Origin of the sequence: Streptomyces sp. NPDC057486, assembly GCF_042802415.1 — a bacterium.
GTDB lineage: Bacteria > Actinomycetota > Actinomycetes > Streptomycetales > Streptomycetaceae > Streptomyces > Streptomyces yanii.
Genome location: NZ_JBHVEE010000001.1, coordinates 284,361 through 307,082, shown reverse-complemented (window position 1 = coordinate 307,082; position 22,722 = coordinate 284,361). Strand labels below are relative to the sequence as shown.

The window sequence follows — 22,722 nt, the reverse complement described above, 5'->3', positions numbered from 1 at the left end:
GCAGGCGCTACTTCACGTTGATTCCGGACCAGGCGGCGGCGACGGCCGCGTACTCCGCGCCCCCCGCCCCGTACAGATCGGTCGCCGCCCGCAGGGTCGCGGTCCGCGCCCCGGCGTAGTCGGTGGACGACGTCATATAGGTGGAGAGAGCCCGGTACCAGATCTGAATGGCCTTGTCGCGCCCGATCCCCGTGACCGTGGAGCCGTTGGAGGTCGGCGAGTTGTAGGAGACCCCGTTGATGGTCTTCGCGCCGCTGCCCTCGGACAGCAGGTAGAAGAAGTGGTTGGCGGGCCCGGAGGAGTAGTGGACGTCGAGGCGGCCGACGGTCTTCGACCAGTAGTCGGCGGAGGCGCCGTCCTTGCTCGGCTTGTCCATGTAGCGCAGCGGGGTGCCATTGCCGTTGATGTCGATCTTCTCGCCGATGAGGTAGTCGCCGACGTCGCTGCTGTTGGCCGCGTAGAACTCGACCGAGGAGCCGAATATGTCGCTGGTCGCCTCGTTGAGGCCGCCCGACTCGCGGCTGTACTTGAGCCCAGCGGTGGACGCGGTCAGGCCGTGGCTCATCTCGTGTCCGGCGACGTCCAGCGAGGTGAGCGGCTTGAGGTTGCCCGAGCCGTCGCCGTACGTCATGCAGAAGCAGCTGTCCGACCAGAACGCGTTGACGTACGCGTTGCCGTAGTGGACCCGGGAGTAAGCGGCCTTGCCGTCGCCCGCGATGCCGTTGCGTGCCAGGACGTTCTTGTAGAAGTCCCAGGTCACGGCGGCGCCGTAGTGGGCGTCGACGGCGGCGGTCTGACGGTTGGTCGCGAGACCGTTGCCCCAGACGTCGTCGGCGTCGGTGAAGAGGGTCCCGGTGCCGGAGGTGCCGCCGTTCAGGTCGTACGTGTTGTGGCCGCCGCGACCGCCGTCGGTCAGGTTGTAGCCGGAACCGGAGGCCGTGGTGCCCAGGTTCACCGTGCCGCTGTACTGGCTGGTGCCGGACCCGGTGTCGATGGCCTCGTACGCGTAGAGCTCCTTGCCGCTCGTGGCGTCGGTGATGACGTGGCGTTCGCTGGGGGTCCCGTCGTCCTGGACGCCCTTGACCACCTTCTCGTACGCGAGCGTCGGCTTGCCGGTGGCGGCCCAGATCACCTTCCGTGCACCGGCCTCGGCGGTGAGTGCGGCGGTCGTCGACGGGACGGTGATGTCGGCGGCGGTGGCCTTGGAAACCCCCTTGAGCGAACCGTCCTTGCGGGTGTGGGCGACGAGGTCGCCGCCGAGGACGGGCAGTCCGTCGTAGGTGCGCTCGTACCGGGTGTGAACCGTGCCGTCGGCGTCCTTGATCACATCGCGGACGACGAGCTTCTCCTTGCCGCCGAGCTTGATCTTCGCGGCGGTCGAGGCGGCCCCGGCCTGGGCCTCCTTGAGGGCCGAGACCCGCTGGGACGCGCTGAGCGGCAGGGCGGTGGCCCCGGACGCGCGGTCCTGGGCCGCACCGGCCGGACCTGCTTGTACGCCGACGACGACCATGGCGGCGGTTGCGGCAAGAGCGGCGGCACGCAGAGTGGTTCTCACTCGTTCTCCTTCACTCGGTCCATGAGCTCCGTGAGGGGGGCGCGGTGAGAATGACACCGACACGCTCTCTTTTGGCAGGGGCGCGTCAGGGATTTGACCGGATCTTGTCCGTTGGTGAGGCAGCGTCATCCGATAGGCGTCATAAGGCCGTCGGTGCCGTGGCCCGTGGTCGACGGCACACAGACGCACGGGAGCCCCCGGCCGAGAACAATCGGCCGGGGGCTCCCGCTGTTCGGGCCTTCAGGCCCTGGGGCTCTGCGTCAGATGTTGACGCCGAAGTCCTGCGCGATGCCGCGCAGACCCGAGGCGTATCCCTGGCCCACCGCGCGGAACTTCCACTCCGCGCCGTTGCGGTACAGCTCGCCGAAGACCATCGCGGTCTCGGTGGCGGCGTCCTCGCTCAGGTCGTAGCGGGCGATCTCGGCGCCGCCGGCCTGGTTGAGGATGCGGATGAAGGCATTGCGCACCTGGCCGAAGTTCTGGCTGCGCGTCTCGGCGTCGTAGATGGAGACCGGGAAGACGATCTTGTCGACGTCGGCAGTGAGGCCCGCCAGGTTGACGTTGATCTGCTCGTCGTCGCCCTCGCCCTGGCCCGTGACGTTGTCACCGGTGTGGACGATGGACTGGTCCGGCGTCGACTTGTTGTTGAAGAAGACGAAGTGGCCGTCGGAGACGACCTTCCCCGCCGCGTTCACCGCGATCGCCGAGGCGTCGAGGTCGAAGTCGGTGCCGGTGGTGGTGCGGACGTCCCAGCCGAGGCCGACCGTGACGGCGGTCAGGCCCGGGGCCTCCTTGGTGAGCGAGACGTTGCCGCCCTTGGACAGGCTTACTGCCATGGGAAGTCCCTTTCATCGTCGTGTGCGGGCTTCATGCGTTCACGAAGCTACCGTCACCCGTCCTAACGCAGGCGGAGGACCGAGAGGTTCCTGCTCTCTTTACTTTCTTTACCGAATTCCCGGCCGGGCCGACGGCCTGGCGCGGCAAAAAGAGGTGACGAACGGGTCCCGGGCCGGGGAACATGGGTGTCATGTCCGGGCCCTATGTCATCCGCGGTTCGGTCTCCCTGCCGGAGGCCGAACTCATGTGGCGTTTCTCGCGGTCCTCCGGGCCCGGCGGTCAGCACGTCAACACCAGCGACACCCAGGTGGAGCTGCGCTTCGACCTCGCGGCGACCGAGTCGCTTCCCGAGGTGTGGAAGGAGCGGGCGCTCCAGCGACTGGAGAGCCGGCTGGTGGGCGGCGTGGTCACCGTACGGGCCTCGGAGCACCGCTCCCAGTGGCGCAACCGCGAGACCGCACTCGTCCGCCTCGCCGCTCTGCTGGCCGAAGCCACCGCTCCGCCCCCCAAACCGCGCCGCAGGACCAGGATCCCGCGGGGGATCAACGAGCGGCGGCTGCGCGAGAAGAAGCAGCGCGGTGACACGAAGCGCGGCCGCTCCGGCCGCGACTGGTAGGAGACGGCCCCGGTCGCTCCGGCCGTGGCGGGTGGGCCGCACCCGCGATCCGCTCCGGCCCCGACCGGCGGGCGCCGGTGACTCCCGGTCAGCTCAGCTGCCGGTAGCGCCCCCGGAAGTACGTCAGCGGCCCGCCGTCCGCGCTCGGCAGCGCCGCGCTCACCACCCGCCCGATCACCAGGGTGTGGTCGCCCGCGAGCACCCGCTGCTCCGTGCGGCACTCCAGAGTGGCGAGGGCGCCGCCGACCAGGGGGGCGCCGGACACCTCTCCCCGTACATAGGGGATGTCGTCGAACAGCAGCCGATCGCTGATCCGGCCCTTCATCGAGAACCGTCCCGCGATGTGCCGCTGGCTTTCCGCGAGCACGGAGACCGCCCACAACGGCTGCTCGTCCAGCAGGTCGTCCATCCGGGAGCCGTTGCGCAGGCTCACCAGGACCAGGGGTGGGTCCAGTGACACGGACATGAAGGCGGTTGCCGTCATTCCCACGTCCTCGCCGCGGCCGTTCTCGTCGAGCGGTGGCTCCTGGGCGGTGATCAGGACCACGCCTGCGGCCAGCCGGGCAAGGGCGCCGCGGAACTCCTCGTTGCTCACCCCTTCAGCATGGGGGATGGGCTCGGATCGCGGGGTGGGGGGTTTCGTCTGCAACACACGGGCACGCTAGCCGTTGCCCGCGCGCGGTCGCATCGGGCCAGGGGACCAGCCGGGTCCTAGGACTCCGGCCTCATGAGGGAGCACCGCCACGGCACAATGCAACGGGGCGCGCCGCTGTGCAACCCACGGATTTGCGTTCAAGAAAAGGACGGACCTCTTCCGTGGACCACTCGCCACCCTTCATCATCTGTTGTGACTTGAGTCACAGAGCGCGATATTTGTTGACCCTGTGTACCGGGTGCACAGCTCACTGTGATTCAGTGGCCGTGACACTGAGAACAAGTACGTCGATATGAAACCTGGAGTGCTGTCGAGGTCTCGGGGAGTGCGAGCAATGGAGGCCGAGTCGGAGCCGTACGTTCGTCTAGCGACGATGCGGCAACTGCATCAGGCCGTCGCCGATCTCAACACGGCGCGGAGCCTGGCCGACACACTGCAGACCGTGGCCGACGGAATCGTCGCCGGTCTCGGGTACGAGCTGGCCTGCGTCAACCTCGTCCGCCCGGACGGCGATCTCGTCGTCGCCGCGTTCGCGGGCAACACCGCCGCCGAGGCCCTGATCACCGGCCGCGTCGGCTCGCGCGCCTCCTGGGAGCGCAGGCTCTCCATGGGTGAGTGCTGGGACGAGCTCTGTTTCATACCGCACACCGACGGCTGGGTCCTCCACGACGACGACGTACCTCAGTGGCACACCGAAGGTCCCGAGCCCCGCTTCGAGGACGAGTGGCATCCGGAGGACCGGCTCTACGCCCCGATGTACGCGTCCGGCGGTGGCCGGGACCTCCTCGGCGTCATATCCGTCGACCGCCCGCGCAACGGCCGCCGCCCCGGTGCCTGGGGGCGCGAGGCCCTCCAGATGTACGCGTCCCAGTCGGCCATTGCGATCAGCAACGCCCGGCTCCGAGCAAACATGCAGCGTGCCCTGGTCCGGCTCGAACGGGAGCAGCAGGCGCTGCGGGCCAGCGAGGAATCCTTCCGCCAGGCCTTCGAGTACGCACCCAGCGGCATGGCCATCGCCGAGATGGGCGGCGACCAGCACGGCCGGCTGCTGCGCACCAATGACGCCCTGTGCCGGCTCCTCGGCCGCCCCGCCTCCGTCCTGCGCCGCTACTCCTTCGCCGACCTCGTGCACCCCGAGGACATCGGCACCCTGCTGCGCACGTCCGCCGAGGGCGGCCGCGCCGAGCTGCGGCTCGGGCGCCGGGACGGCACCTACCTCTGGGTCTCGCTGCGCAACTCCGTCGTCGCGGACACCACCGACGGACCCCGCTTCCTCCTCACCCATGTGGAGGACATCGAGGAGCGCAAGCGCCACGAGCTGCACCTCGCGCACCGTGCCTCCCACGACGCGCTCACCGGCCTGCCCAACAGCGCGGAGCTGCGCGCCCGGCTCGGCGCCCGGCTCTGCGAGCGCCCGCACTCGACGACGGCGGCCACCGCCGTGGAGGCGCTGGACGCGGCGTACGGCGGCGTCGAGGACGGGGACGCCCGGACGCACGGCTTCCGGGCCGACGGCTTCGAGGCGGACGCGGTGGCGGGCGGCGGCCCGTACGACCACCATGTGCACGCGGTGGCGCCCGACAGCGAGCAGGACGACGGGACGAAGGGGCTCGCGGTCCTTTTTTGCGACCTCGACGGCTTCAAGTCCATCAACGACCGCTTCGGGCACCACACCGGCGACGCCGTCCTGATCGAGGTCGCCCGGCGGCTCACCACGTGTGTGCGCGACGGCGACACCGTCGCCCGGCTCGGGGGTGACGAATTCGTCGTCCTCGCGGACGGGCTCGGCGCCGCGGACGCCGCGGACCTGGCCGTACGGTTGCGTAACGCCATCATTCCCCCCATTCGGGTGGATGGCCGTGCCGTGCGCGTCGGGGCGAGCTTCGGGATCGGCTGGGCCGCCTGCGGCATGACCGCCGAAGAGGTGCTGCGCTCCGCCGACCAGCGGATGTATGTGGAGAAGCGGTCCCGGTCGAAGGTTCACCGCAGGGCCGGCTGACGTTCACGGACGGCCCGTTCCAGTGCCCCGCCCAGGTTTCGCCACGGCACCCCGAAGGCCGACGGCAATTCTTGGTGTGCTCCGTTCGAGGTAGGCTCGGCCGGTCGGCGACGGCTGGCGATATTCGGCGACGGCTGGCGACATGGTGAGGAGTGACCCAGGGATGACGGCCGGGAACAACGGCGCAAACACACCCGAGGACGACGACCCGTTCGGCTACCTGTACGAGGACGGACAGGCGTCCGGCGCCCAGTCGCCACGGCAGGGCGGCTACGGCTATCCGGGTCCCGCCTCGCAGCCCGGCGTGCCCAGAACCTCGTACAACCAGGTGCGCACGGTCGGCGAGCGCCAGTACGGGCAGCCGGTGCCGCAGCAGCAGCCGTACGCCGGGCAGCAGCAGGCACAGTACGGCCAGCCGAACGCCCAGTACGCCGCTCCCGAGACGTACCCCGGCGGCGGATCCACCACGCAGGTCCCGGCGCAGGGCGGCCATGGCCGCAGCGGCGGTCCCGGCAGCGGCGGTCCGAACACCAAGGGCCTGCTGATCGGTGCGATCGCGGTCGTCGCGGTCGTGCTCATCGGTATCGGCGTCGCGATGATCACGAACGACGGCAAGGACAGCAACAAGAAGGACGAGGCCGGCACCTCGGCCGGTCCCGCCGGTCAGGTCGAGGAGTCCCCGAAGCCGAAGCAGTCCGAGACGTCCTCCGAGCCCCCGGCGGAGCTGCCGAAGCAGGACGCCGCGACGCTGAAGCTCGGCGGCACGGCCACGCTCGACAACTCGGTCAAGGGCGCGAAGAGCGCGAACGGCCAGTACATCAATCTGAACGAGGTCGGCAGGTCCGCGACCTGGTCGGTCGACGTGCCGGCGGCCGGTGAGTACACGCTGTTCGTGACGTACGGCGTGCCCGGCAGGGACGCCAGGACGTCGCTGACGGTGAACACCGAGGCCCCCCGCTCGATCAACATGACGAACTTCGCGAACGCCCCGGACGGCGACCTGGAGAAGGGCTGGACGACGACGTACGCCTACGTCAACCTCAACAAGGGCTCGAACACGCTGATGATCTCGTGCAACGAGGGCGATCAGTGCGACGCCAACCTGGACCAGCTGTCGCTGAAGGCCGGCCACCAGAAACGCTGAGCCCCGAACGCGGTCCGGCCCCACCACCCGACGAGGGCGGTGGGGCCGGTTTTCTTATGTGCCGGGAGGGTCAGCCCATCAGGCTCAGGAACCCCGCCACCGTCGTGGCCATCGCCTCGCGGCCCGGGACGATGTACTTGCGCGGGTCGACGCCCGTCGGGTTGTCGGCCAGGTACGCGCGCACCGCGCCGGTGAACGCCGTGTTCAGCGCCGTACCCACGTTGATCTTGCGCATGCCGGAGGCGACCGCCTGGCGGATCTCCTCGTCCGGGACGCCGCTGGAGCCGTGCAGCACCAGCGGGACCGGGACCGCGTCGCGCAGCAGGCCGATGAGGGCGTGGTCGAGGGCGGCGGTGCGTTCCGTCATCGCGTGCGAGGAGCCGACCGCGACGGCCAGCGCGTCGACGCCGGTCGCCGCGACGTAGGCGGCGGCCTCGGCCGGGTCGGTCCGGACGCCGGGGGCGTGGGCGTCGAGCGGGGCCTCGCCCTCCTTGCCGCCGACCTTGCCGAGCTCCGCCTCGATCCAGATCCCGCGCTCGTGGCCCCAGGCGACCGCGTCGGCCGTGGCCCGCACGTTCTCCTCGTAGGTCAGCTTCGAGGCGTCGAACATCACCGAGCCGAAGCCCTCGTCGTGCGCCTGGTGCAGCAGCTCCACGGACTCGACGTGGTCGAGGTGGAGCGCGAGCGGTGCGTGGGAGGCACGGGCGACGGCGGCGGCCGCGGCGGCGATGGCCGAGAGCCGGCCGCCGTGGAACTTCACGGCGTTCTCGGAGATCTGCAGGATGGCGGGCGCCCCGGCGCGTTCCGCGCCCGCGGCGATGGCCTCCGCGTGCTCCAGCGTGATGACGTTGAAGGCGGCGACTGAGCGTCCGTCGGCCTGGGCGGCCGAGACGAGTTCACCGGTGCTGACGAGCGGCATGCTGCCCCCTGGGACTTCGTGTGGTGCGGGATGGTGCTGGGTGGTCCGGGACGGTGCCGGGCGTGCGACGCGGGCTGGTTCCGCGCCGCTCAGACCGTCGGTGCTTGTTCCTCGATGCCGACGCGCGGCAACAGCTCCTCGTACGCCGCCCGGTCGAACTCTCCGGCTGCCGGCGCCAGCACCGTCGCCGTCGACAGTGCCACGGCCCTGCGCAGCCGGTCCGGCCAGCTCAGCCCCTCGACGAGACCGGACAGCAGCCCGGCCACCGCGGAGTCGCCCGCTCCGGTGGGGTTGCCCGCGACCCGGTCCGGCGGCGCCGCCCGCCAGGCGCCCTCGGGTGTGACGGCGAGCATGCCGTCCGCGCCGAGCGAGGCGATCACGCCGTGCGCGCCCCGGCGGCGGGCGTCACGGGTGGCGCGCAGCGGGTCGCGGGAGCCGGTGAGCTGGGCGAGCTCGTCGGCGTTCGGCTTGATCAGGTCGGGGCGGGCGGCTATGCCCCGGCGCAGCGGTTCGCCGCTGGTGTCGAGGAGAACGGGGACCTCGGCGGCGCGGGCGAAGCGGACCAGTTCGGCGTAGGCGCCGACGTGGATGCCGGGCGGCAGGCTGCCGCAGAGTGCGACCGCGTCCGCGTCGGCGAGGAGCTTCTCGTACGTGGCGAGGAAGGCGGCCCACTCGTCGGCGCTGACGAGCGGGCCGGGTTCGTTGAGCTGGGTGGTGTCGCCGGTGGACGCATCGACGACGGCGATGGTGCGGCGGGTGTTCCCGGCGACGGGGACGAGCGCGTCGCGCGGCGGGAGGTCCGCCAGGAGCTCGCGGAGCACGGCTCCGGTTGCGCCTCCGGCGAAGCCGGTGACCACGGTCTCGTGGCCGAGCGCGGAGAGCACCCGGGCGACGTTGAGCCCTTTGCCGCCGGGGCGTTCGGAGATGTCACCGACGCGGTGGCTGGTGTGCGGGACCAGCGCCGGTACGCCGTAGGTCAGGTCGAGTGCCGTGTTCAGCGTGACCGTGAGGATCACCTCGGTCACCCCTTCGATCCGTGCCGGAGCGCGGATCCCTTGCCAGAACGCGCTTTCCCTGCTGTTTACGGAAGCGATCATGCCAAAGAGCAAGCGGTCGGCCCAGACCTCCGGGCCAACCGCTGTCTCTTCGTTACGTATTCGGCCCACTGTCAAGAATGGCTGAAATCACCCGAGTTCGGGCTCAATAACCCATTCGCCCTTGCGCATGACGCCCTTGAGCGCGAAGTCCGCGTCCAGGACGACCAGGTCCGCGTCCTTGCCCGGGTCGAGCGAGCCGACCCTGTCGTACACGCCGAGCAGCCGTGCCGGGTTGGCGGAGATGGACTGCACGACGTCCCCGACCGGGATCCGGTCGATCGTGGCGGCCCGGCGGAAAGCGGTGTCCAGGGTGAGCGTGGAACCCGCGATCGAGTTGCCCTCGACGAGCCGGGCGACGCCGTCCTTGACCTCGACGGCGAGCGGGCCCAGCTGGTACTGGCCGTCGCCGAACCCGGCCGCGTCCATCGCGTCCGTGATCAGCGCGACGCGGGCGGCGCCCGCATGGTGGTACGCCAGCTCCAGGGCGGCCGGGTGCAGATGCGTGCCGTCGTTGATCAGCTCGACGGTGATCCGCTCGTCCTCCAGGAGGGCGGCGATCGGACCGGGCTCGCGGTGGGCGAGCGGCGGCATCGCGTTGAACAGGTGGGTGGCGACGGTGGCGCCCGCGTCGATCGCCTCGACGGTCTGCTCGTACGTCGCGTCGGTGTGCCCGATCGCGGCGATCACGCCGTGCTCGGCGAGCAGCCGCACCGACTCGATGCCGCCCGGCAGCTCGGTGGCGAGCGTGAACATCTTCGCGGTGCCGCGCGCCGCGTCCATCAGCTTGCGGACCTCGGCCGGGTCCGGGTGGCGCAGCAGCTTCTCGCTGTGCGCGCCCTTGCGGCACGGCGAGATGAACGGGCCCTCGAAATGGATCCCGGCCAGGTCGCCCTGTTCGACCAGCTCGGAGAGGATGCCGGCCCGCTCGGCGAGGAAGTCCATCTCGCCGGTGACGGTGGAGGCGACCAGGGTGGTGGTGCCGTGCTCGCGGTGGGTACGGATGCCGGTGAGGACCTCGTCCACGGTGCCGGAGGTGAAGGACGCGCCGCCGCCGCCGTGGTTGTGCATGTCGACGAAGCCGGGGACGACCCAGTGGCCGGTCAGATCGATGGTCCGAGCGCCCTCCGCCGGACTCCCGGCGATCCGGGTCCCCTCGACGATCACCCGGCCGTTCTCGACGGTGCCGGTGGGAAGAACCACCCGGGCCCCGGCGAGAACTGTGCTGTCTGCGGGTCCGGCCATCAGGCGGATACCTCCGTGGAGAGAAGATCCCAGGCGAGCAGCCCTGCACCCAGGCATCCGGCGGTGTCCCCGAGGGCCGCCGGGACGACGTCGGGCAGCTTCTGGAACGTGACACGTTCCTCGACGGCCGCACGGAGTGGTACGAACAAGGTTTCCGCTGCCTCGGCGAGACCGCCACCGATGATGAGCGTGCGGGGGTCCAGCAGGGTCAGCGCGGTGACGAGCCCGGCGGCGAGCGCGTCGACCGCGTCCTGCCATACCCGAACAGCAGCGGGATCGCCCGATTCGACGGCCTTCGCGCAGTCCGCGGCGTCGGCCTCCGGGTCCCCCGACGCGGCGGCCCAGGCGCGGCTGACGGCGGAGGCGGACGCGAGGGTCTCCAGGCAGCCGCGCTGTCCGCACCCGCAGTCCGGCCCGTCCGGCCGGACCACGATGTGCCCGATCTCGCCCGCGTACCCGTGCGCGCCCGCCTCGATGGTGCCCGCGATACCGATGGCTCCGGCGATGCCGGTGCCGAGCGGGACGAACAGGAAGCGGTCGGCGCCCCTGCCCGCGCCGATCCTGCCCTCGGCGAGGCCGCCGGTCCTGACGTCGTGGCCGAGCGCGACGGGTACGCCGCCGAGCCGTTCGCCGAGCAGGGTGCGCAGGGGGACGTCGCGCCAGCCCAGGTTCGAGGCGTAGACCGCGATCCCGTTCTCCGGGTCGACGATGCCGGGCACGGCGACACCGGCCGCGACGGCGCTCTCGCCGAAGCGTTCCTCCCCGTGGGCGCGCAGTTCCGCGGCAAAGGCGAGGATCGACTCCACGACGGCGTCGGGTCCGCGCTCCCTGCCGGTTGCGCGCCGGGCCTCGTGCAGCAGAGTGCCGTCGGCCCCGACCAGTGCGGCCTTCATTCCGGTGCCGCCCACATCGAGGGCGATGACGTGTTTCACGGGAGACAGTTTCGCCCGTGGACCCCCGATAGGTCTAGTCCACTATTGCTGTTTGTTGAGGATCCATACAAAAGTGTGGCAAAGCCCCGGAGTGCGCTCCGGAGCACGCCTTTGACCGGGTCTTCTGTCGAGTTCAGGGAGCCGGGATCACGCTGTGCGACAGATTGCGGGGGTGGTCCGGGTCGTACCCCTGCGCCCCCGCGATCTCGACCGCGAGGCGCTGCGCCCGGATCGGATCCGCCATCGGATCGGCTGCGGCGTGATCGTCGCAGCGTGTCGGCGCGGACGTGGTGGGTCGCTCGATCGAGTGAGAGGCGGGGTGTCGCACCTGCGCACACATGCCGGACCAGGTGCATGGTTTCGTGCTCGCGGGCTGGACGATCCGTGCGTACACGTTCCTCATGCGGCTCACCGCGGGTCGGACACGGACGCTCGACGAAACAGCCGCCGTGCTCGGTTCGATCTCGGCGGAGGCGTCGAAGGCGGAGGGCGCGGAGGGGCGGGTGGCCGGGTAGCGGGCCCGGAGGCGGGCGATATGTTGGCTCATATGACCGCCCCCGACGACAGCTCCGCCGAAGCGGAGCCCCCTGCCGACGGCCCCGCCGACCACCCCGGCACCGGGCTCTCCGACCGGGAGCGTGCGGTCCTGGCCGTGGAACGGCGCTCGTGGCCCGGCCCGGGGGCGAAGGAGCGGGAGATCCGGGAGGGCCTGGGCATCTCGCCGACGCGCTACTACCAGCTGCTGAACGCACTCCTGGACGACCGGCGGGCACTGGAGGAGGACCCGGTGACGGTGAACCGGCTGCGACGGATCCGGGAGGCTCGGCGGGGGCGGCGGTGATGCTGCGGCGTCGCCGCGCATCCGGCCCCTCAGGCGACGGAGGAGCGGGTGCCCCGGTGCGGAGCCACCGATTGCGGGAAGCGTGGGCGGGGGAACGGGCCGAGCGTGGGCGCCGGCCGTAGCCGCACCGCACCACCCTCGATACCCTCGACCCATGGGCAGCACTCCGGAACAGTCCCTGCCGACCCCCACCACCCCGGCCGGCCGCGAAGGCCTCGCCGCTCTCCTCGCCCGCCCCGAGCGCGCGGTCGTCGCGCTCGATTTCGACGGCACCCTCGCCGAGATCGTCCCGGACCCGGAACAGGCCCGCGCCCACCCCGGCACCGTCCCGGCCCTGGCCGCGCTCGCTCCGAAGGTCGCCTCCGTCGCCGTGATCACCGGTCGCCCGGCCGACGTCGCGGTCCGGCACGGCGGCTTCGCCGGCGTCCCGGGCCTTGACCACCTCGTCGTTCTCGGCCACTACGGCGCCGAACGCTGGGACGCCGTCTCCGGCGCCGTCCACGCCCCCGCCCCGCACCCGGGCGTCGCCGCGGTCCGCGCCGAACTCCCCGTCCTGCTCGAACGGTTCGCCTCCTGGCGCGGCACCTGGATCGAGGAGAAGGGCCGGGCGCTCGCGGTCCACACCCGCCGTGCCGCCGACCCGCAGGCCGCGTTCGACGCGCTGCGCGGCCCGCTCGGTGCGCTCGCCGCCCGGCACGGGCTGATCGTCGAACCGGGCCGTCTCGTCCTGGAGCTGCGACCGCCCGGCATGGACAAGGGTGTGGCGCTCACGGAGTTCGTCCGGGAGACGGACGCCGAGTCCGTTCTCTTCGCCGGCGACGACCTGGGCGACCTCGCGGCCTACGCGGCCGTGGAGAAGCTCCGCGCCGAGGGCCCCGACGGCATTCCGGGCCTGCTGGTCTGCAGCGGCAGCGCCGAAGTGCCCGAACTGGCCGAGCGCGCCGACCTGTTGCTGCCGGGACCGGGAGCCGTCGTGGAGTTTCTCTCGGCCTTGGCGCACCGTCTCCGGTCGGGTCCCATCGAGGGGTGACGGGCGACGTCACCCCTGCCGCAGCGCCTCCAGCTGCTCCAGGAACCACTGCTGCGGCGGCAGCGCCGTCGCCGCAGCGGCCAGCCGCTTCGAGCGCTCCGCCCGTTCCCCGTCCGGCATCGTCAGCGCCTCGTGCAGGGCGGCCGCCGTCGCGGACACGTCGTAGGGGTTCACCACGATCGCGTCGGCGCCCAGCTCCTCGTACGCCCCCGCCTCCCGTGACAGCACCAGCGCGCAGCCCGCGTCGGAGACCACCGGGACCTCCTTGGCGACGAGGTTCATGCCGTCGCGGATCGGGTTGACGAGCGCCACGTCCGCCAGCCGGTACGCCCCCAGCGAGCGCGCGAAGTCGTCGTTCACATGGAGCAGGACCGGGGTCCAATCGGGTGTCCCGTACGCCGAGTTGATGTCGTCCGCCAGCCTCTGCACCTCGGCCGTGTACTCCCGGTACACCGTCAGGTCCTGCCGCGACGGGTACGCGAACGCCACATGCACCACCCGCTCGCGCCACTGCGGGCGGGTGTTCAGCAGCTCCCGGTACGCCAGCAGCCCGCGCACGATGTTCTTGGACAGCTCCGTACGGTCCACCCGCACGATCGTCTTTCGGCCGGTGCCGCCCACCTGCTCCCGCAGCACCGCCATCCGTTCGTCCACGTCCGCCTCGTGCGCGCGGCGGCGCAGGAAGTCCGCGTCCGCGCCCAGACCGTGCACGCCGATCCTCGTCCGGCCCGTGCCGCCCAGGATCTCGGTGCAGCAGCCGATGAACGCGTCCGCCCACCGCCGGGTCAGGAAGCCCGCCCGGTCCGCGCCGAGCATGCCGCGCAGCAATTGCTCGGCGATGTCGTCGGGCAGCAGCCGGAAGTAGTCGACCGGGGCCCACGGGGTGTGCGAGAAGTGGCCGATCCGCAGGTCGGGCCGCAGCTCGCGGAGCATGCCCGGGACCAGCGCCAGGTGGTAGTCCTGCACCAGCACCGCGGCGCCCTCGCCGGCCTCCTCGGCGAGTGCCCGCGCGAAGGCCAGGTTGTACGTTTCGAATGACGCCCACTGCCGGCGGAACTCCGCGTCGAAGACCGGATCCAGCGGTGTCTGGTACAGCATGTGGTGGACGAACCAGAGCACCGAGTTCGCGATGCCGTTGTACGCGTCGGCGTGGACGTCGGCGTCGATGTCGAGCATCCGTACGCCCGGCTCGGCGATCCCGTGCCGGACCGCCGCCCTGTCCCCGTCGCCGAGCGCCGCGCAGACCCAGAGCTTGTCCTCGACCGCGCTCAGGCCGGAGACGAGCCCCCCGCCGCCCCGTCTGGCGCCGATCGAACCGTCCGCGCGCAGCGCGTACGAGACGGGGCCGCGGTTGGACGCGACGAGTACCTGGGCAGCCGACGTGACCGCGTGCTCGGAGACCATGTTGCGGAATCTAGCCCGATCGCGAACCACCCAAACGTGCGAAGTCAGGTCACGTCAGGCCGCGCGGCGCGAAACGTACTCCGTGATCTCGCGCATCGGGGGCCGCTCCTCCGTGTCCACCGGATGGGTGCGCGGTACGAAGCCGTCCTCGCCCCGCTCGAACTGGGTCAGGGCCGGACGTACCAAGTGACCTCGGGAAAGCCGGAGTTGAGCGGTGCGATAGATCGCCGCAGCCATCCGTCCCAGCGCCTGGCCGTCCTGGTGGCGGTGTCTGCGCACCCCCACGTCGACCTGTGCCAGCGCGTCCAGCCCGACGGTGTGCAGGGAGTCCACCAGCAGGCCGAGTTCCACTCCGTAGCCGACGGGGAACGGAAGCCGCTCCAGCAGCGAGCGCCGTACCGCGTATTCGCCGCCGAGCGGCTGGACGAAGCCGGCCAGCTGTGGCCAGTGCAGATTGAGCAGCGGGCGGGCCACCAGCTCCGTGACGCGGCCGCCCTGACCAGCGGTGTCGCCCAGGGGGCGGTCGTACATCGCCTTGACGAACTGCACCCCGGGGTCGGTGAGCAGCGGGCCGACGATGCCGGAGACGAAGTCGGCGGAGAAGTCCCTCAGGTCGGCGTCTATGAAGCAGACGATGTCACCGCTGGTGACCAGGAGCGAGCGCCACAGGACCTCGCCCTTGCCGGGGAGCGCGGGTATGCGCGGGAGTATCGCGTCGCGGTGCACCACTCGGGCGCCCGCCTTCCGGGCGACTTCCGCCGTGCCGTCCGTCGAGCCGGAGTCGATCACCAGCAGCTCGTCGACCAGCGGCACCTTCTCCATCAGCTCGACCCGGATCGTCTCGACGATGGCGCCGACCGTCGCCTCCTCGTTCAGGGCGGGCAGCACCACGCTCACACTCCCGCGCCGCGGGTCCCGGCCCTTGGCGGCGACGAGCCGGTCCAGCGGGCGGTCGGCTGCCGACCAGGAACGCCTGGCCAGCCAGCGTTCGACCTCTTCCAGCACGGTCGATACTCCCTGTATGTGATCCATCTCGCGGTTCGGACGACTGTCTCAACCGTCCGATGCTTCGGTTACAGTCTTGAACAACGCGGATGACCGGCGCATGTCGGGGTCCTCCGCCAATAAATGCCTGGGTCGACGACCCAGTGCCATAGCGCTCATCCAGAGGGACTGAGGGAACGGCCCGTTGAAGTCCCGGCAACCCTCCCGCCGACCGCGAGGTCAGGTGGGGAAGGTGCCAATTCCGGCTCGTGGCGAAATGCGCCGCGAGGAAGATGAGGAGAAAGGGCCTCGCCATCATGGCTGCGCAGACTGTTGCAGTAAGCACCGATTCTTCCACTGGCGCCGTCGACCTCGGCCCCGCAGCGGCACTTTCCTGCCGCGAGTGCGGAGAGCGTTTCGAGCTCGGTCCCCTTTTCGCCTGCGCGTCCTGTTTCGGGCCGCTCGAAGTGGCGTACGACCTGCCGAGCGGCTCCCCGGACGAGCTGAAGAAGCGCATCGAGGCCGGACCGAACAACATCTGGCGCTACGCGCCGCTGCTGCCCGTCCCCGCCGATGTCGCGGACAAGCCCAACATCAACCCCGGCTTCACCAAGCTGGTCAAGGCCGACAACCTCGCCCGTGAGCTGGGTGTCACCGGCGGGCTGTACGTCAAGGACGACTCCGGCAACCCGACGCACTCCTTCAAGGACCGCGTCGTCGCGATCGCCGTCGAGGCCGCCCGCGCCTTCGGTTTCACCACCCTCTCCTGCTCCTCCACCGGCAACCTCGCCGGTGCGGTGGGCGCGGCCGCCGCCCGGGCCGGCTTCCGGTCCTGCGTGTTCATCCCGCACGACCTGGAGCAGGGCAAGGTCGTCATGGCCGCGGTGTACGGCGGTGAGCTGGTCGGCATCGAGGGCAACTACGACGACGTCAACCGCTTCTGCTCGGAGCTCATCGGCGACCCGCTCGGTGAGGGCTGGGGCTTCGTCAACGTCAACCTGCGCCCGTACTACGGCGAGGGTTCCAAGACGCTCGCGTACGAGATCTGCGAACAGCTCGGCTGGCAGCTGCCCGACCAGCTCGTCATCCCGATCGCGTCGGGCTCGCAGCTCACGAAGATCGACAAGGGTCTTCAGGAGCTGATCAAGCTCGGTCTCGTCGAGGACAAGCCGTACAAGATCTTCGGCGCCCAGGCCGAGGGCTGCTCCCCGGTCTCCACGGCCTTCAAGGCCGGTCACGACGTCGTGCGCCCGCAGAAGCCGAACACGATCGCCAAGTCCCTGGCGATCGGCAATCCGGCCGACGGTCCGTACGTCCTGGACATCGCCCGCCGCACCGGCGGCGCGGTCGAGGACGTCAACGACGAACAGATCGTCGACGCGATCAAGCTGCTGGCCCGCACCGAGGGCATCTTCGCCGAGACGGCGGGCGGGGTGACGGTCGGCGTGACGAGGAAGCTGATCGAGGCGGGTCTGCTGGACCCGACGCTCACCACGGTCGTCCTGAACACCGGTGACGGTCTGAAGACTCTGGATGCGGTCGCCCCGACGACCGGCCCGACCGCGACCATCCGGCCCAGCCTGGACGCGTTCCGTGACGCCGGCCTCGCCAACGGCTGACCCGACCACCCGAGACGTAAGGAAGGCACCCACATGAGCGTCAAGGTCCGTATCCCCACCATCCTGCGCACCTACACGGGCGGTCAGGCCGAGGTCCCGGCCGAGGGCTCGACCCTCTCCCAGGTCATCGAGTCGCTGGAGCAGAACCACCCGGGCATCGCCGCGCGTGTCCTGGACGACCAGGGCAAGCTCCGCCGCTTCGTGAACGTGTACGTCAACGACGACGACGTGCGCTTCGAGGGCGGTCTGGAGACGGCGACCCCGGACGGCGCGGGCATCTCCATCATCCCGGCGGTCGCGGGCGGCTGCTGACGTGGAGTCGGCCTGTGCGGCCGACTCCGCAGCGTTACCGGAATTGCCCCCTCTGCGAGCTAAGCGGAGGGGGCAATTCTGCATGGTTGAGCGCGGTAGAGTTGGGAAGTCCCCTCCGCTGCCCGTGCCGACCGCATATGAGAATGCGCCCGCCCGCGACAAGATGCAGCCAAAGTGTTCCAACTCCTTGCGCCGTAAGTGGCCTTTGTCCGGCCCGACTTGCCCTGGAATCGCATAAATTCCTCATATTCGGGTGCTCGGCGCTGCCCAGAATTCTCGTCCGATTGACCTGTTGCAGAGGGCAGTTGGGCAGATACATTCGGCCGCGGTCGACGCGTTCCGGCGCACGCACCCTCTCCTGTCGGAGGGTGAGTTCTGACCCGGGTCCGCGAAGTGCGGTCCTGCGCAAGGGCCAGTAATAGGGGAGTTAGGCATGGCTCAGGGCACCGTCAAGTGGTTCAACGCGGAGAAGGGGTACGGCTTCATCGCGGTCGACGGTGGTGCGGATGTTTTCGTCCACTACAGCGCGATCCAGATGGACGGGTACCGCACCCTCGAAGAGGGTCAGCGAGTTGAATTCGAAATCTCGCAGGGCCAGAAGGGGCCGCAGGCGGACATGGTCAAGCTCGCCGTCGGCTGAGCTCGGCGCGGTCGGCCAACGACACCACTCACGCACGAAGGGCCCGTACCCACCGGGGGGCGGGCCCTTCGTGCGTGCCCCCGCCCGTCGCGCCACCCGGCACTCCGCGCGCCGTCGCCCGGCTCCCGGGTTGTCCACAACCGCCGGGGGCGCTTGCACTCGGGGGGGTCGAGTGCTAATCATTGGCGTTAGCACTCTCCAGGTGAGAGTGACAGAACTTGGACCGGGCCGGTGAGGCCCGCAGGCTTGGTGGGGCAAGGAACCACCGGGCGCGCAGGCCGTCCGTCGCGGGCGCCACTCGGTCCGGAGAAATCCACCCCTGTCCGGGAGGACCACTTCACATGGCCAAGATCATCGCGTTCGACGAGGAGGCACGGCGCGGTCTCGAGCGCGGGATGAACCAGCTCGCCGACGCCGTCAAGGTCACCCTTGGCCCCAAGGGCCGCAACGTCGTCCTCGAGAAGAAGTGGGGCGCGCCCACGATCACCAACGATGGTGTTTCCATCGCCAAGGAGATCGAGCTCGAGGACCCGTACGAGAAGATCGGCGCCGAGCTGGTCAAGGAAGTCGCCAAGAAGACGGACGACGTCGCCGGCGACGGTACGACCACCGCCACCGTTCTCGCCCAGGCGCTCGTCCGTGAGGGCCTGCGCAACGTCGCCGCGGGTGCCAACCCGATGGCCCTCAAGCGGGGTATCGAGAAGGCCGTCGAGGCCGTCTCCGCCGCCCTGCTGGAGCAGGCCAAGGACGTGGAGACCAAGGAGCAGATCGCTTCGACGGCCTCCATCTCCGCCGCCGACACCCAGATCGGCGAGCTCATCGCCGAGGCGATGGACAAGGTCGGCAAGGAAGGCGTCATCACCGTCGAGGAGTCCCAGACCTTCGGTCTGGAGCTGGAGCTCACCGAGGGTATGCGCTTCGACAAGGGCTACATCTCGGCGTACTTCGCCACCGACATGGAGCGCATGGAGTCGGCCCTGGACGACCCGTACATCCTGATCGTCAACTCCAAGGTCAGCAACGTGAAGGACCTCCTTCCGCTGCTGGAGAAGGTCATGCAGTCCGGCAAGCCGCTGCTGATCATCGCCGAGGACGTCGAGGGCGAGGCCCTGTCGACCCTGGTCGTCAACAAGATCCGTGGCACCTTCAAGTCCGTCGCCGTCAAGGCCCCGGGCTTCGGTGACCGCCGCAAGGCCATGCTCGGCGACATCGCCATCCTCACCGGTGGCACCGTCATCTCCGAGGAGGTCGGTCTCAAGCTCGAGAACGCCGGCCTGGACCTGCTGGGCCGTGCCCGCAAGGTCGTCATCACCAAGGACGAGACGACGATCGTCGACGGCGCCGGTGACACCGACCAGGTTCAGGGTCGCGTCAACCAGATCCGTGCCGAGATCGAGAACTCCGACTCGGACTACGACCGCGAGAAGCTCCAGGAGCGCCTGGCGAAGCTGGCCGGCGGCGTGGCCGTCATCAAGGCCGGTGCCGCCACCGAGGTCGAGCTCAAGGAGCGCAAGCACCGCATCGAGGACGCCGTTCGCAACGCGAAGGCGGCCGTCGAGGAGGGCATCGTCGCCGGTGGTGGCGTCGCGCTGCTGCAGGCTTCCGCCGTCTTCGAGAAGCTGGAGCTCTCGGGTGACGAGGCGACCGGCGCCAACGCCGTCAAGCTGGCGCTGGAGGCCCCGCTCAAGCAGATCGCCGTCAACGGTGGTCTCGAGGGTGGCGTCGTCGTCGAGAAGGTGCGCAACCTGCCGATCGGTCACGGCCTGAACGCCGCGTCCGGCGAGTACGTCGACATGATCGCCGAGGGCATTCTCGACCCGGCGAAGGTCACGCGCTCCGCTCTGCAGAACGCCGCGTCGATCGCCGCGCTGTTCCTGACCACCGAGGCCGTCATCGCCGACAAGCCGGAGAAGGCCGCTGCGGCCGCTCCGGGCGGCATGCCGGGCGGTGACATGGACTTCTGATCCTGACGGATCGGTAGTTCGGTCGTACATCGGCCCCCTGGACCTGCACGGGTCCAGGGGGCCGATGCCATGTCCGCGGCGGCGGCACCGACGGCCCGGGAGCGGGTGGGCCGTTGCTGTTCCGGCGGTATGTCGCCGCTGGTGAACGCCGCCCACCAGTCGTCGTCGCACGGTGTGCGGGAGGAGAACGTACGCGTCACCCGGCGCGCCGCCCGAGCCGACGAGGTGCTCGCTGCCCCGGCGCAGATGCCCGGCCCGCCGGAGGTTGTTCAGCGCGGTCCGCAGCGCGCACTTTCGATCTTGGTGGTCAGACCCCTGTTCGGTGCTTCCGCACCGACAGGGGTCGTTCGTTTCACCGGAACGCCGGAGCGTTCGCACCGTACGCCTCCGTCTGCAGCAGACCGGGAATCAGCTGAGATGCGTACTCCTGGATGGTCTTCGCGACGGCTTCCGCCTCCGCCGCCTCCGCGAAGTGATCCGGGTACTTCGACTTCTTCAGGGCGACGCAGTTCCGTACGAAGAATCCGTCCGCGCGCAGGATTTCGCCGAACTTCTGGGCCTGGTCCACCTGCATCCGGCGTGTACCGGACTCCAGTTGGCAGATGAACGAGCCGCTGATGAAGAGCGGGAGACCGAGTTCTTCCTGGGAGAGACCGGATTTGTCTCTTCGGTGCCGGAGTTCGGCGCCGAGGAGGGCGCGCGAAGAGGAGGACGGGTCGCGTTTCTCGGGGCCCGGCATGACAACTCCCTGTGACACACATGCGGTTGTCGGCTCTGCGCCCTTTCCGGGCCGACCGCGCGTTGGACACGCTGGGTGTGCATTGCGGTTACGGAACGTGGAAGGTGTGCAGGATGACCACTACAGAGCGACGACGGGTTGCTGCCGGAAGAGTGGGGGAGGCGGAGGACGCGGTGGAGAAGTTGAGGCAAGGGCTGAAGAGCGTGGGGCTCACGCTGCCGTCGCTGTGGGTCGATCCGGTGTCGTGCGCGGGGAACGAGCCCGCGCCGCTGGTGGACCTCGGGCGGTGCACCGTCGATACGGCACCGGCTGAGTGCTGTGCCGGCACGGACGGGCAACAGGGAGGCCGGTCATGACGAGTGAGGGGCTCGAACCGTGTATGCCGGAGCCCGGGTCGTTCGCGGTGGACTCCCGGGACGGGCGGGTGGGGCGCGTGATGGGGCGCGTCGGGCCGTACGTACAGCTGCGGCCGCCGGGCGGCGGTGCGGAGTGGGACTGCCCGCCGGAGGCTGTGCAGCCGGCCCCGCCCGGGGAAGTGCTGCGGGCCAGGGTCAGGGAGGTCAACCGGGAGGGGAGGCTGCCCTGAGAAGCGTGAAGGGCGGCACCCGGTGCGGGTGCCGCCCTCCGTTGCGTGACGGGATCAGGCGCGGGCAGGTTCCTGCGCCGGGTCCGTGGTCGGGGCGGCCGGGCTGCCCGTCGCCGCGACCGTCGAAGCCGCCGGCTCCTGCGACACGTTGAACTCCGCCAGCAGGTCCCTGCTGAAGCCGAAGAAGTACGTGGCGACGAAGCCCGCCAGGTAGCCGACCAGCAGGCCGCCCGCGTAGATCGCGATCGTCGTGCCGAGGCCGTGGTTGCCGTCCAGGAGCGGGAACAGGGCCCAGCCGGACGGGCCGATCGCCGTCGAACCGACCGCGCTGCCCAGCTGGTTGAAGAGACCGACGAACGCGCCGCCGAACGCACCGCCCACGCATGCCGTGACGAACGGGCGGCCGAGGGGGAGGCTGACGCCGTAGATCAGCGGTTCGCCGACGCCCAACAGGCCTGCCGGGAGAGCCGACTTGATCGTCCTGCGGATCGACTCGTTGCGCGGGAGGCGGAGGTAGACCGCAAGGGCCGCGCCGACCTGGCCCGCGCCCGCCATGGCCAGGATCGGGAGCAGGACCGTGTAGCCCTGCTGCTCGATCAGAGTGGTGTGGATCGGGATCAGCGCCTGGTGCAGGCCCAGCATCACCAGGGGAAGGAAGAACCCGCCGAGGATCAGCCCTGCGCCCGCACCACCGTTGGAGAGCAGCCAGTTGGCGAAGTCGCCGATCGCGGTGGAGACCTCGCCGGCCACGTACATCAGGCCGAAGATCGTCACCAGGCCGGAGACCAGCACCGTCAGCGTCGGGGTGACCAGGACGTCCAGCGCCTCCGGGACCCAGCGGCGGCACCACTTCTCCACGTACACCGCGAGGACGGCCGCGCCGAGCGCGCCCAGCACACCGCCCTGGCCCGGGGAGAGCTTCTGGCCGAACGCCTCGATGTTCGCGACGCCCGGGAAGACGATGATCGCGGCGACCGCACCGCCGAGGATCGGCGTGCCGCCGAACTCCTTCGCCGTGTTGTGGCCGACGAACACGGCGATCAGCGCCATGAAGCCGGACGCCATCGCGGCGAGGGCGGGGGTGACCGACGTCAGCCAGCCCAGGTTCACCAGCAGGCCGTTGAGCCCGGCGATGATGCCGCAGCCGATGAGCGCCGGGATCAGCGGGACGAAGACATTCGCGATCCTCCGGAGGAAGAGCTTGAACGGGGTGGCGTTCTTCGCCTTCCGGGCCGCCTTGATCGCGGCGCCCTGGGCGGCGAGTTCGTCCGCGGTGGTGGTGTGCGCGGGCGCCGGTTCTGCTGCCCGGCCCTCCTCCACCAGCTGCTCGAACTCCGGGGTGACCCGGGCGACGGTGCCCGGGCCGAGGACGATCTGGTACGTGTCGTCCTCGACCACACCCATGACGGCGGGGAGCGCCTTCAGGGCCTCGTCGTCGACGAGCGAGCGGTCACGCAGACCCAGCCGGAGCCGGGTCATGCAGTGGACGACGGAGCTGACGTTCGCGGCGCCACCAACGAGCGGAAGGATCGCGGCGGCAGTGGCGCGGTTCTTGTCTTCTGTAGCCATGGTGCGTGGTGCCTTGCTGTGCGGGGGGTGCGGAGCGG

At 70.3% G+C, this 22,722-nt stretch carries 21 protein-coding genes, 2 pseudogenes and 1 riboswitch; of the genes and pseudogenes, 11 read left to right on the top strand and 12 right to left on the bottom strand.

Features of this window, described 5'->3' with window-relative positions; genetic code table 11:
- Positions 1 to 7: 7 nt before the first annotated feature.
- Complete coding sequence (locus ACFU6I_RS01530; protein WP_384360227.1) at positions 8 to 1,510, bottom strand: M4 family metallopeptidase; 1,503 nt, start codon at positions 1,508 to 1,510, stop codon at positions 8 to 10.
- Between the two features lie 305 nt (positions 1,511 to 1,815).
- Positions 1,816 to 2,391: a TerD family protein gene (locus ACFU6I_RS01525; protein ID WP_345512285.1), complete on the bottom strand. Its 576-nt coding sequence runs from the start codon at positions 2,389 to 2,391 to the stop codon at positions 1,816 to 1,818.
- A gap of 182 nt (positions 2,392 to 2,573) precedes the next feature.
- Here ACFU6I_RS01525 and arfB point away from each other — a divergent pair, with 182 nt between their 5' ends.
- A complete protein-coding gene (gene arfB / locus ACFU6I_RS01520; RefSeq protein ID WP_384048634.1) occupies positions 2,574 to 3,008 on the top strand; it encodes an alternative ribosome rescue aminoacyl-tRNA hydrolase ArfB in 435 nt (144 codons plus the stop codon).
- 88 nt (positions 3,009 to 3,096) lie between these two features.
- Here the strand turns inward: arfB and ACFU6I_RS01515 are convergent, their stop codons facing one another.
- Positions 3,097 to 3,603 carry a flavin reductase family protein gene (locus ACFU6I_RS01515; protein ID WP_266983069.1) on the bottom strand — a complete coding sequence of 169 codons (507 nt, stop codon included), beginning with the start codon at positions 3,601 to 3,603 and terminating at the stop codon, positions 3,097 to 3,099.
- A 394-nt stretch (positions 3,604 to 3,997) separates the two neighbouring features.
- On the opposite strand from ACFU6I_RS01515, the gene cdgB reads away from it, so the two are divergent.
- Together cdgB and ACFU6I_RS01505 are read left to right on the top strand one after the other, a co-directional pair.
- On the top strand, positions 3,998 to 5,662 hold the full coding sequence (cdgB, locus tag ACFU6I_RS01510; RefSeq protein ID WP_384360177.1) for a diguanylate cyclase CdgB: 1,665 nt from the start codon (positions 3,998 to 4,000) through the stop codon (positions 5,660 to 5,662).
- A gap of 163 nt (positions 5,663 to 5,825) precedes the next feature.
- Complete coding sequence (locus tag ACFU6I_RS01505; RefSeq protein ID WP_384360175.1) at positions 5,826 to 6,806, top strand: carbohydrate-binding protein; 981 nt, start codon at positions 5,826 to 5,828, stop codon at positions 6,804 to 6,806.
- A 70-nt stretch (positions 6,807 to 6,876) separates the two neighbouring features.
- On the opposite strand, the gene ACFU6I_RS01500 is transcribed toward ACFU6I_RS01505, so the two are convergent.
- From ACFU6I_RS01500 to ACFU6I_RS01480, 5 genes and pseudogenes are all read right to left on the bottom strand, one after another.
- A complete protein-coding gene (locus ACFU6I_RS01500; protein ID WP_384360173.1) occupies positions 6,877 to 7,725 on the bottom strand; it encodes a ketose-bisphosphate aldolase in 849 nt (282 codons plus the stop codon).
- A gap of 89 nt (positions 7,726 to 7,814) precedes the next feature.
- The gene (locus ACFU6I_RS01495; RefSeq protein WP_384360225.1) at positions 7,815 to 8,741 is read right to left on the bottom strand and encodes a 1-phosphofructokinase family hexose kinase; all 927 of its coding nucleotides are present in this window, start codon (positions 8,739 to 8,741) and stop codon (positions 7,815 to 7,817) included.
- Positions 8,742 to 8,909: 168 nt separating this feature from the next.
- Positions 8,910 to 10,064, bottom strand: coding sequence for an N-acetylglucosamine-6-phosphate deacetylase (gene nagA, locus ACFU6I_RS01490; RefSeq protein WP_384360170.1), 1,155 nt, complete (start codon positions 10,062 to 10,064; stop codon positions 8,910 to 8,912).
- The gene (locus ACFU6I_RS01485) at positions 10,064 to 10,996 is read right to left on the bottom strand and encodes an ROK family protein (RefSeq protein WP_384360168.1); all 933 of its coding nucleotides are present in this window, start codon (positions 10,994 to 10,996) and stop codon (positions 10,064 to 10,066) included. The genes nagA and ACFU6I_RS01485 overlap by 1 nt, the downstream gene beginning before the upstream one ends.
- Before the next feature lie 133 nt (positions 10,997 to 11,129).
- Positions 11,130 to 11,258, bottom strand: a pseudogene (locus ACFU6I_RS01480) (sugar isomerase); the annotation flags it as partial.
- A gap of 76 nt (positions 11,259 to 11,334) precedes the next feature.
- On the opposite strand from ACFU6I_RS01480, the gene ACFU6I_RS01475 reads away from it, so the two are divergent.
- From ACFU6I_RS01475 to otsB, 3 genes are all read left to right on the top strand, one after another.
- Complete coding sequence (locus ACFU6I_RS01475; RefSeq protein WP_384360166.1) at positions 11,335 to 11,511, top strand: hypothetical protein; 177 nt, start codon at positions 11,335 to 11,337, stop codon at positions 11,509 to 11,511.
- A 32-nt stretch (positions 11,512 to 11,543) separates the two neighbouring features.
- Positions 11,544 to 11,837 carry a DUF3263 domain-containing protein gene (locus tag ACFU6I_RS01470; protein WP_384360164.1) on the top strand — a complete coding sequence of 98 codons (294 nt, stop codon included), beginning with the start codon at positions 11,544 to 11,546 and terminating at the stop codon, positions 11,835 to 11,837.
- A 154-nt stretch (positions 11,838 to 11,991) separates the two neighbouring features.
- A complete protein-coding gene (gene otsB / locus ACFU6I_RS01465; protein ID WP_384360162.1) occupies positions 11,992 to 12,867 on the top strand; it encodes a trehalose-phosphatase in 876 nt (291 codons plus the stop codon).
- A 9-nt stretch (positions 12,868 to 12,876) separates the two neighbouring features.
- Here otsB and ACFU6I_RS01460 read toward each other — a convergent pair whose 3' ends face one another.
- Together ACFU6I_RS01460 and ACFU6I_RS01455 are read right to left on the bottom strand one after the other, a co-directional pair.
- The gene (locus ACFU6I_RS01460) at positions 12,877 to 14,271 is read right to left on the bottom strand and encodes a trehalose-6-phosphate synthase (RefSeq protein ID WP_384360160.1); all 1,395 of its coding nucleotides are present in this window, start codon (positions 14,269 to 14,271) and stop codon (positions 12,877 to 12,879) included.
- 54 nt (positions 14,272 to 14,325) lie between these two features.
- Complete coding sequence (locus tag ACFU6I_RS01455) at positions 14,326 to 15,276, bottom strand: glucosyl-3-phosphoglycerate synthase (RefSeq protein WP_384360158.1); 951 nt, start codon at positions 15,274 to 15,276, stop codon at positions 14,326 to 14,328.
- Positions 15,277 to 15,428: 152 nt separating this feature from the next.
- Positions 15,429 to 15,555: riboswitch (SAM riboswitch) on the top strand.
- Between the two features lie 17 nt (positions 15,556 to 15,572).
- Between ACFU6I_RS01455 and thrC the strand changes: the two genes are divergently transcribed.
- The 4 genes from thrC (at position 15,573) to groL (ending at position 19,790) form a co-directional block, all read left to right on the top strand.
- Positions 15,573 to 16,874 (top strand): threonine synthase, encoded by a 1,302-nt coding sequence (thrC, locus tag ACFU6I_RS01450; protein ID WP_384360156.1) that lies wholly within the window; start codon positions 15,573 to 15,575, stop codon positions 16,872 to 16,874.
- Between the two features lie 33 nt (positions 16,875 to 16,907).
- The gene (locus tag ACFU6I_RS01445; protein ID WP_072487929.1) at positions 16,908 to 17,186 is read left to right on the top strand and encodes a MoaD/ThiS family protein; all 279 of its coding nucleotides are present in this window, start codon (positions 16,908 to 16,910) and stop codon (positions 17,184 to 17,186) included.
- A gap of 433 nt (positions 17,187 to 17,619) precedes the next feature.
- Positions 17,620 to 17,826 carry a cold-shock protein gene (locus tag ACFU6I_RS01440; protein WP_003967346.1) on the top strand — a complete coding sequence of 69 codons (207 nt, stop codon included), beginning with the start codon at positions 17,620 to 17,622 and terminating at the stop codon, positions 17,824 to 17,826.
- Positions 17,827 to 18,167: 341 nt separating this feature from the next.
- Complete coding sequence (groL, locus tag ACFU6I_RS01435) at positions 18,168 to 19,790, top strand: chaperonin GroEL (protein ID WP_384360154.1); 1,623 nt, start codon at positions 18,168 to 18,170, stop codon at positions 19,788 to 19,790.
- A 379-nt stretch (positions 19,791 to 20,169) separates the two neighbouring features.
- Here the strand turns inward: groL and ACFU6I_RS01430 are convergent.
- Positions 20,170 to 20,529 (bottom strand): annotated as a pseudogene (locus ACFU6I_RS01430) (Scr1 family TA system antitoxin-like transcriptional regulator); the annotation flags it as partial.
- A gap of 352 nt (positions 20,530 to 20,881) precedes the next feature.
- On the opposite strand from ACFU6I_RS01430, the gene ACFU6I_RS01425 reads away from it, so the two are divergent.
- Positions 20,882 to 21,115 (top strand): hypothetical protein, encoded by a 234-nt coding sequence (locus tag ACFU6I_RS01425; RefSeq protein WP_384360152.1) that lies wholly within the window; start codon positions 20,882 to 20,884, stop codon positions 21,113 to 21,115.
- A 54-nt stretch (positions 21,116 to 21,169) separates the two neighbouring features.
- Here ACFU6I_RS01425 and ACFU6I_RS01420 read toward each other — a convergent pair whose 3' ends face one another.
- On the bottom strand, positions 21,170 to 22,684 hold the full coding sequence (locus ACFU6I_RS01420) for a PTS transporter subunit EIIC (protein WP_384360150.1): 1,515 nt from the start codon (positions 22,682 to 22,684) through the stop codon (positions 21,170 to 21,172).
- Between the last annotated feature and the right edge of the window lie 38 nt (positions 22,685 to 22,722).

Excerpts from the sequence above, each read along its gene's own strand:
- ACFU6I_RS01440 (WP_003967346.1), top strand. The coding sequence starts at position 17,620 with ATGGCTCAGGGCACCGTCAAGTGGTTCAACGCGGAGAAGGGGTACGGC.
- arfB (WP_384048634.1), top strand. The coding sequence starts at position 2,574 with ATGGGTGTCATGTCCGGGCCCTATGTCATCCGCGGTTCGGTCTCCCTG.
- ACFU6I_RS01500 (WP_384360173.1), bottom strand. The coding sequence starts at position 7,725 with ATGCCGCTCGTCAGCACCGGTGAACTCGTCTCGGCCGCCCAGGCCGAC.
- ACFU6I_RS01475 (WP_384360166.1), top strand. The coding sequence starts at position 11,335 with ATGCCGGACCAGGTGCATGGTTTCGTGCTCGCGGGCTGGACGATCCGT.
- ACFU6I_RS01505 (WP_384360175.1), top strand. The coding sequence starts at position 5,826 with ATGACGGCCGGGAACAACGGCGCAAACACACCCGAGGACGACGACCCG.
- ACFU6I_RS01460 (WP_384360160.1), bottom strand. The coding sequence starts at position 14,271 with ATGGTCTCCGAGCACGCGGTCACGTCGGCTGCCCAGGTACTCGTCGCG.
- nagA (WP_384360170.1), bottom strand. The coding sequence starts at position 10,064 with ATGGCCGGACCCGCAGACAGCACAGTTCTCGCCGGGGCCCGGGTGGTT.
- groL (WP_384360154.1), top strand. The coding sequence starts at position 18,168 with ATGGCCAAGATCATCGCGTTCGACGAGGAGGCACGGCGCGGTCTCGAG.
- thrC (WP_384360156.1), top strand. The coding sequence starts at position 15,573 with ATGGCTGCGCAGACTGTTGCAGTAAGCACCGATTCTTCCACTGGCGCC.
- cdgB (WP_384360177.1), top strand. The coding sequence starts at position 3,998 with ATGGAGGCCGAGTCGGAGCCGTACGTTCGTCTAGCGACGATGCGGCAA.
- ACFU6I_RS01470 (WP_384360164.1), top strand. The coding sequence starts at position 11,544 with ATGACCGCCCCCGACGACAGCTCCGCCGAAGCGGAGCCCCCTGCCGAC.
- otsB (WP_384360162.1), top strand. The coding sequence starts at position 11,992 with ATGGGCAGCACTCCGGAACAGTCCCTGCCGACCCCCACCACCCCGGCC.
- ACFU6I_RS01420 (WP_384360150.1), bottom strand. The coding sequence starts at position 22,684 with ATGGCTACAGAAGACAAGAACCGCGCCACTGCCGCCGCGATCCTTCCG.
- ACFU6I_RS01525 (WP_345512285.1), bottom strand. The coding sequence starts at position 2,391 with ATGGCAGTAAGCCTGTCCAAGGGCGGCAACGTCTCGCTCACCAAGGAG.
- ACFU6I_RS01445 (WP_072487929.1), top strand. The coding sequence starts at position 16,908 with ATGAGCGTCAAGGTCCGTATCCCCACCATCCTGCGCACCTACACGGGC.
- ACFU6I_RS01530 (WP_384360227.1), bottom strand. The coding sequence starts at position 1,510 with ATGGTCGTCGTCGGCGTACAAGCAGGTCCGGCCGGTGCGGCCCAGGAC.
- ACFU6I_RS01425 (WP_384360152.1), top strand. The coding sequence starts at position 20,882 with ATGACGAGTGAGGGGCTCGAACCGTGTATGCCGGAGCCCGGGTCGTTC.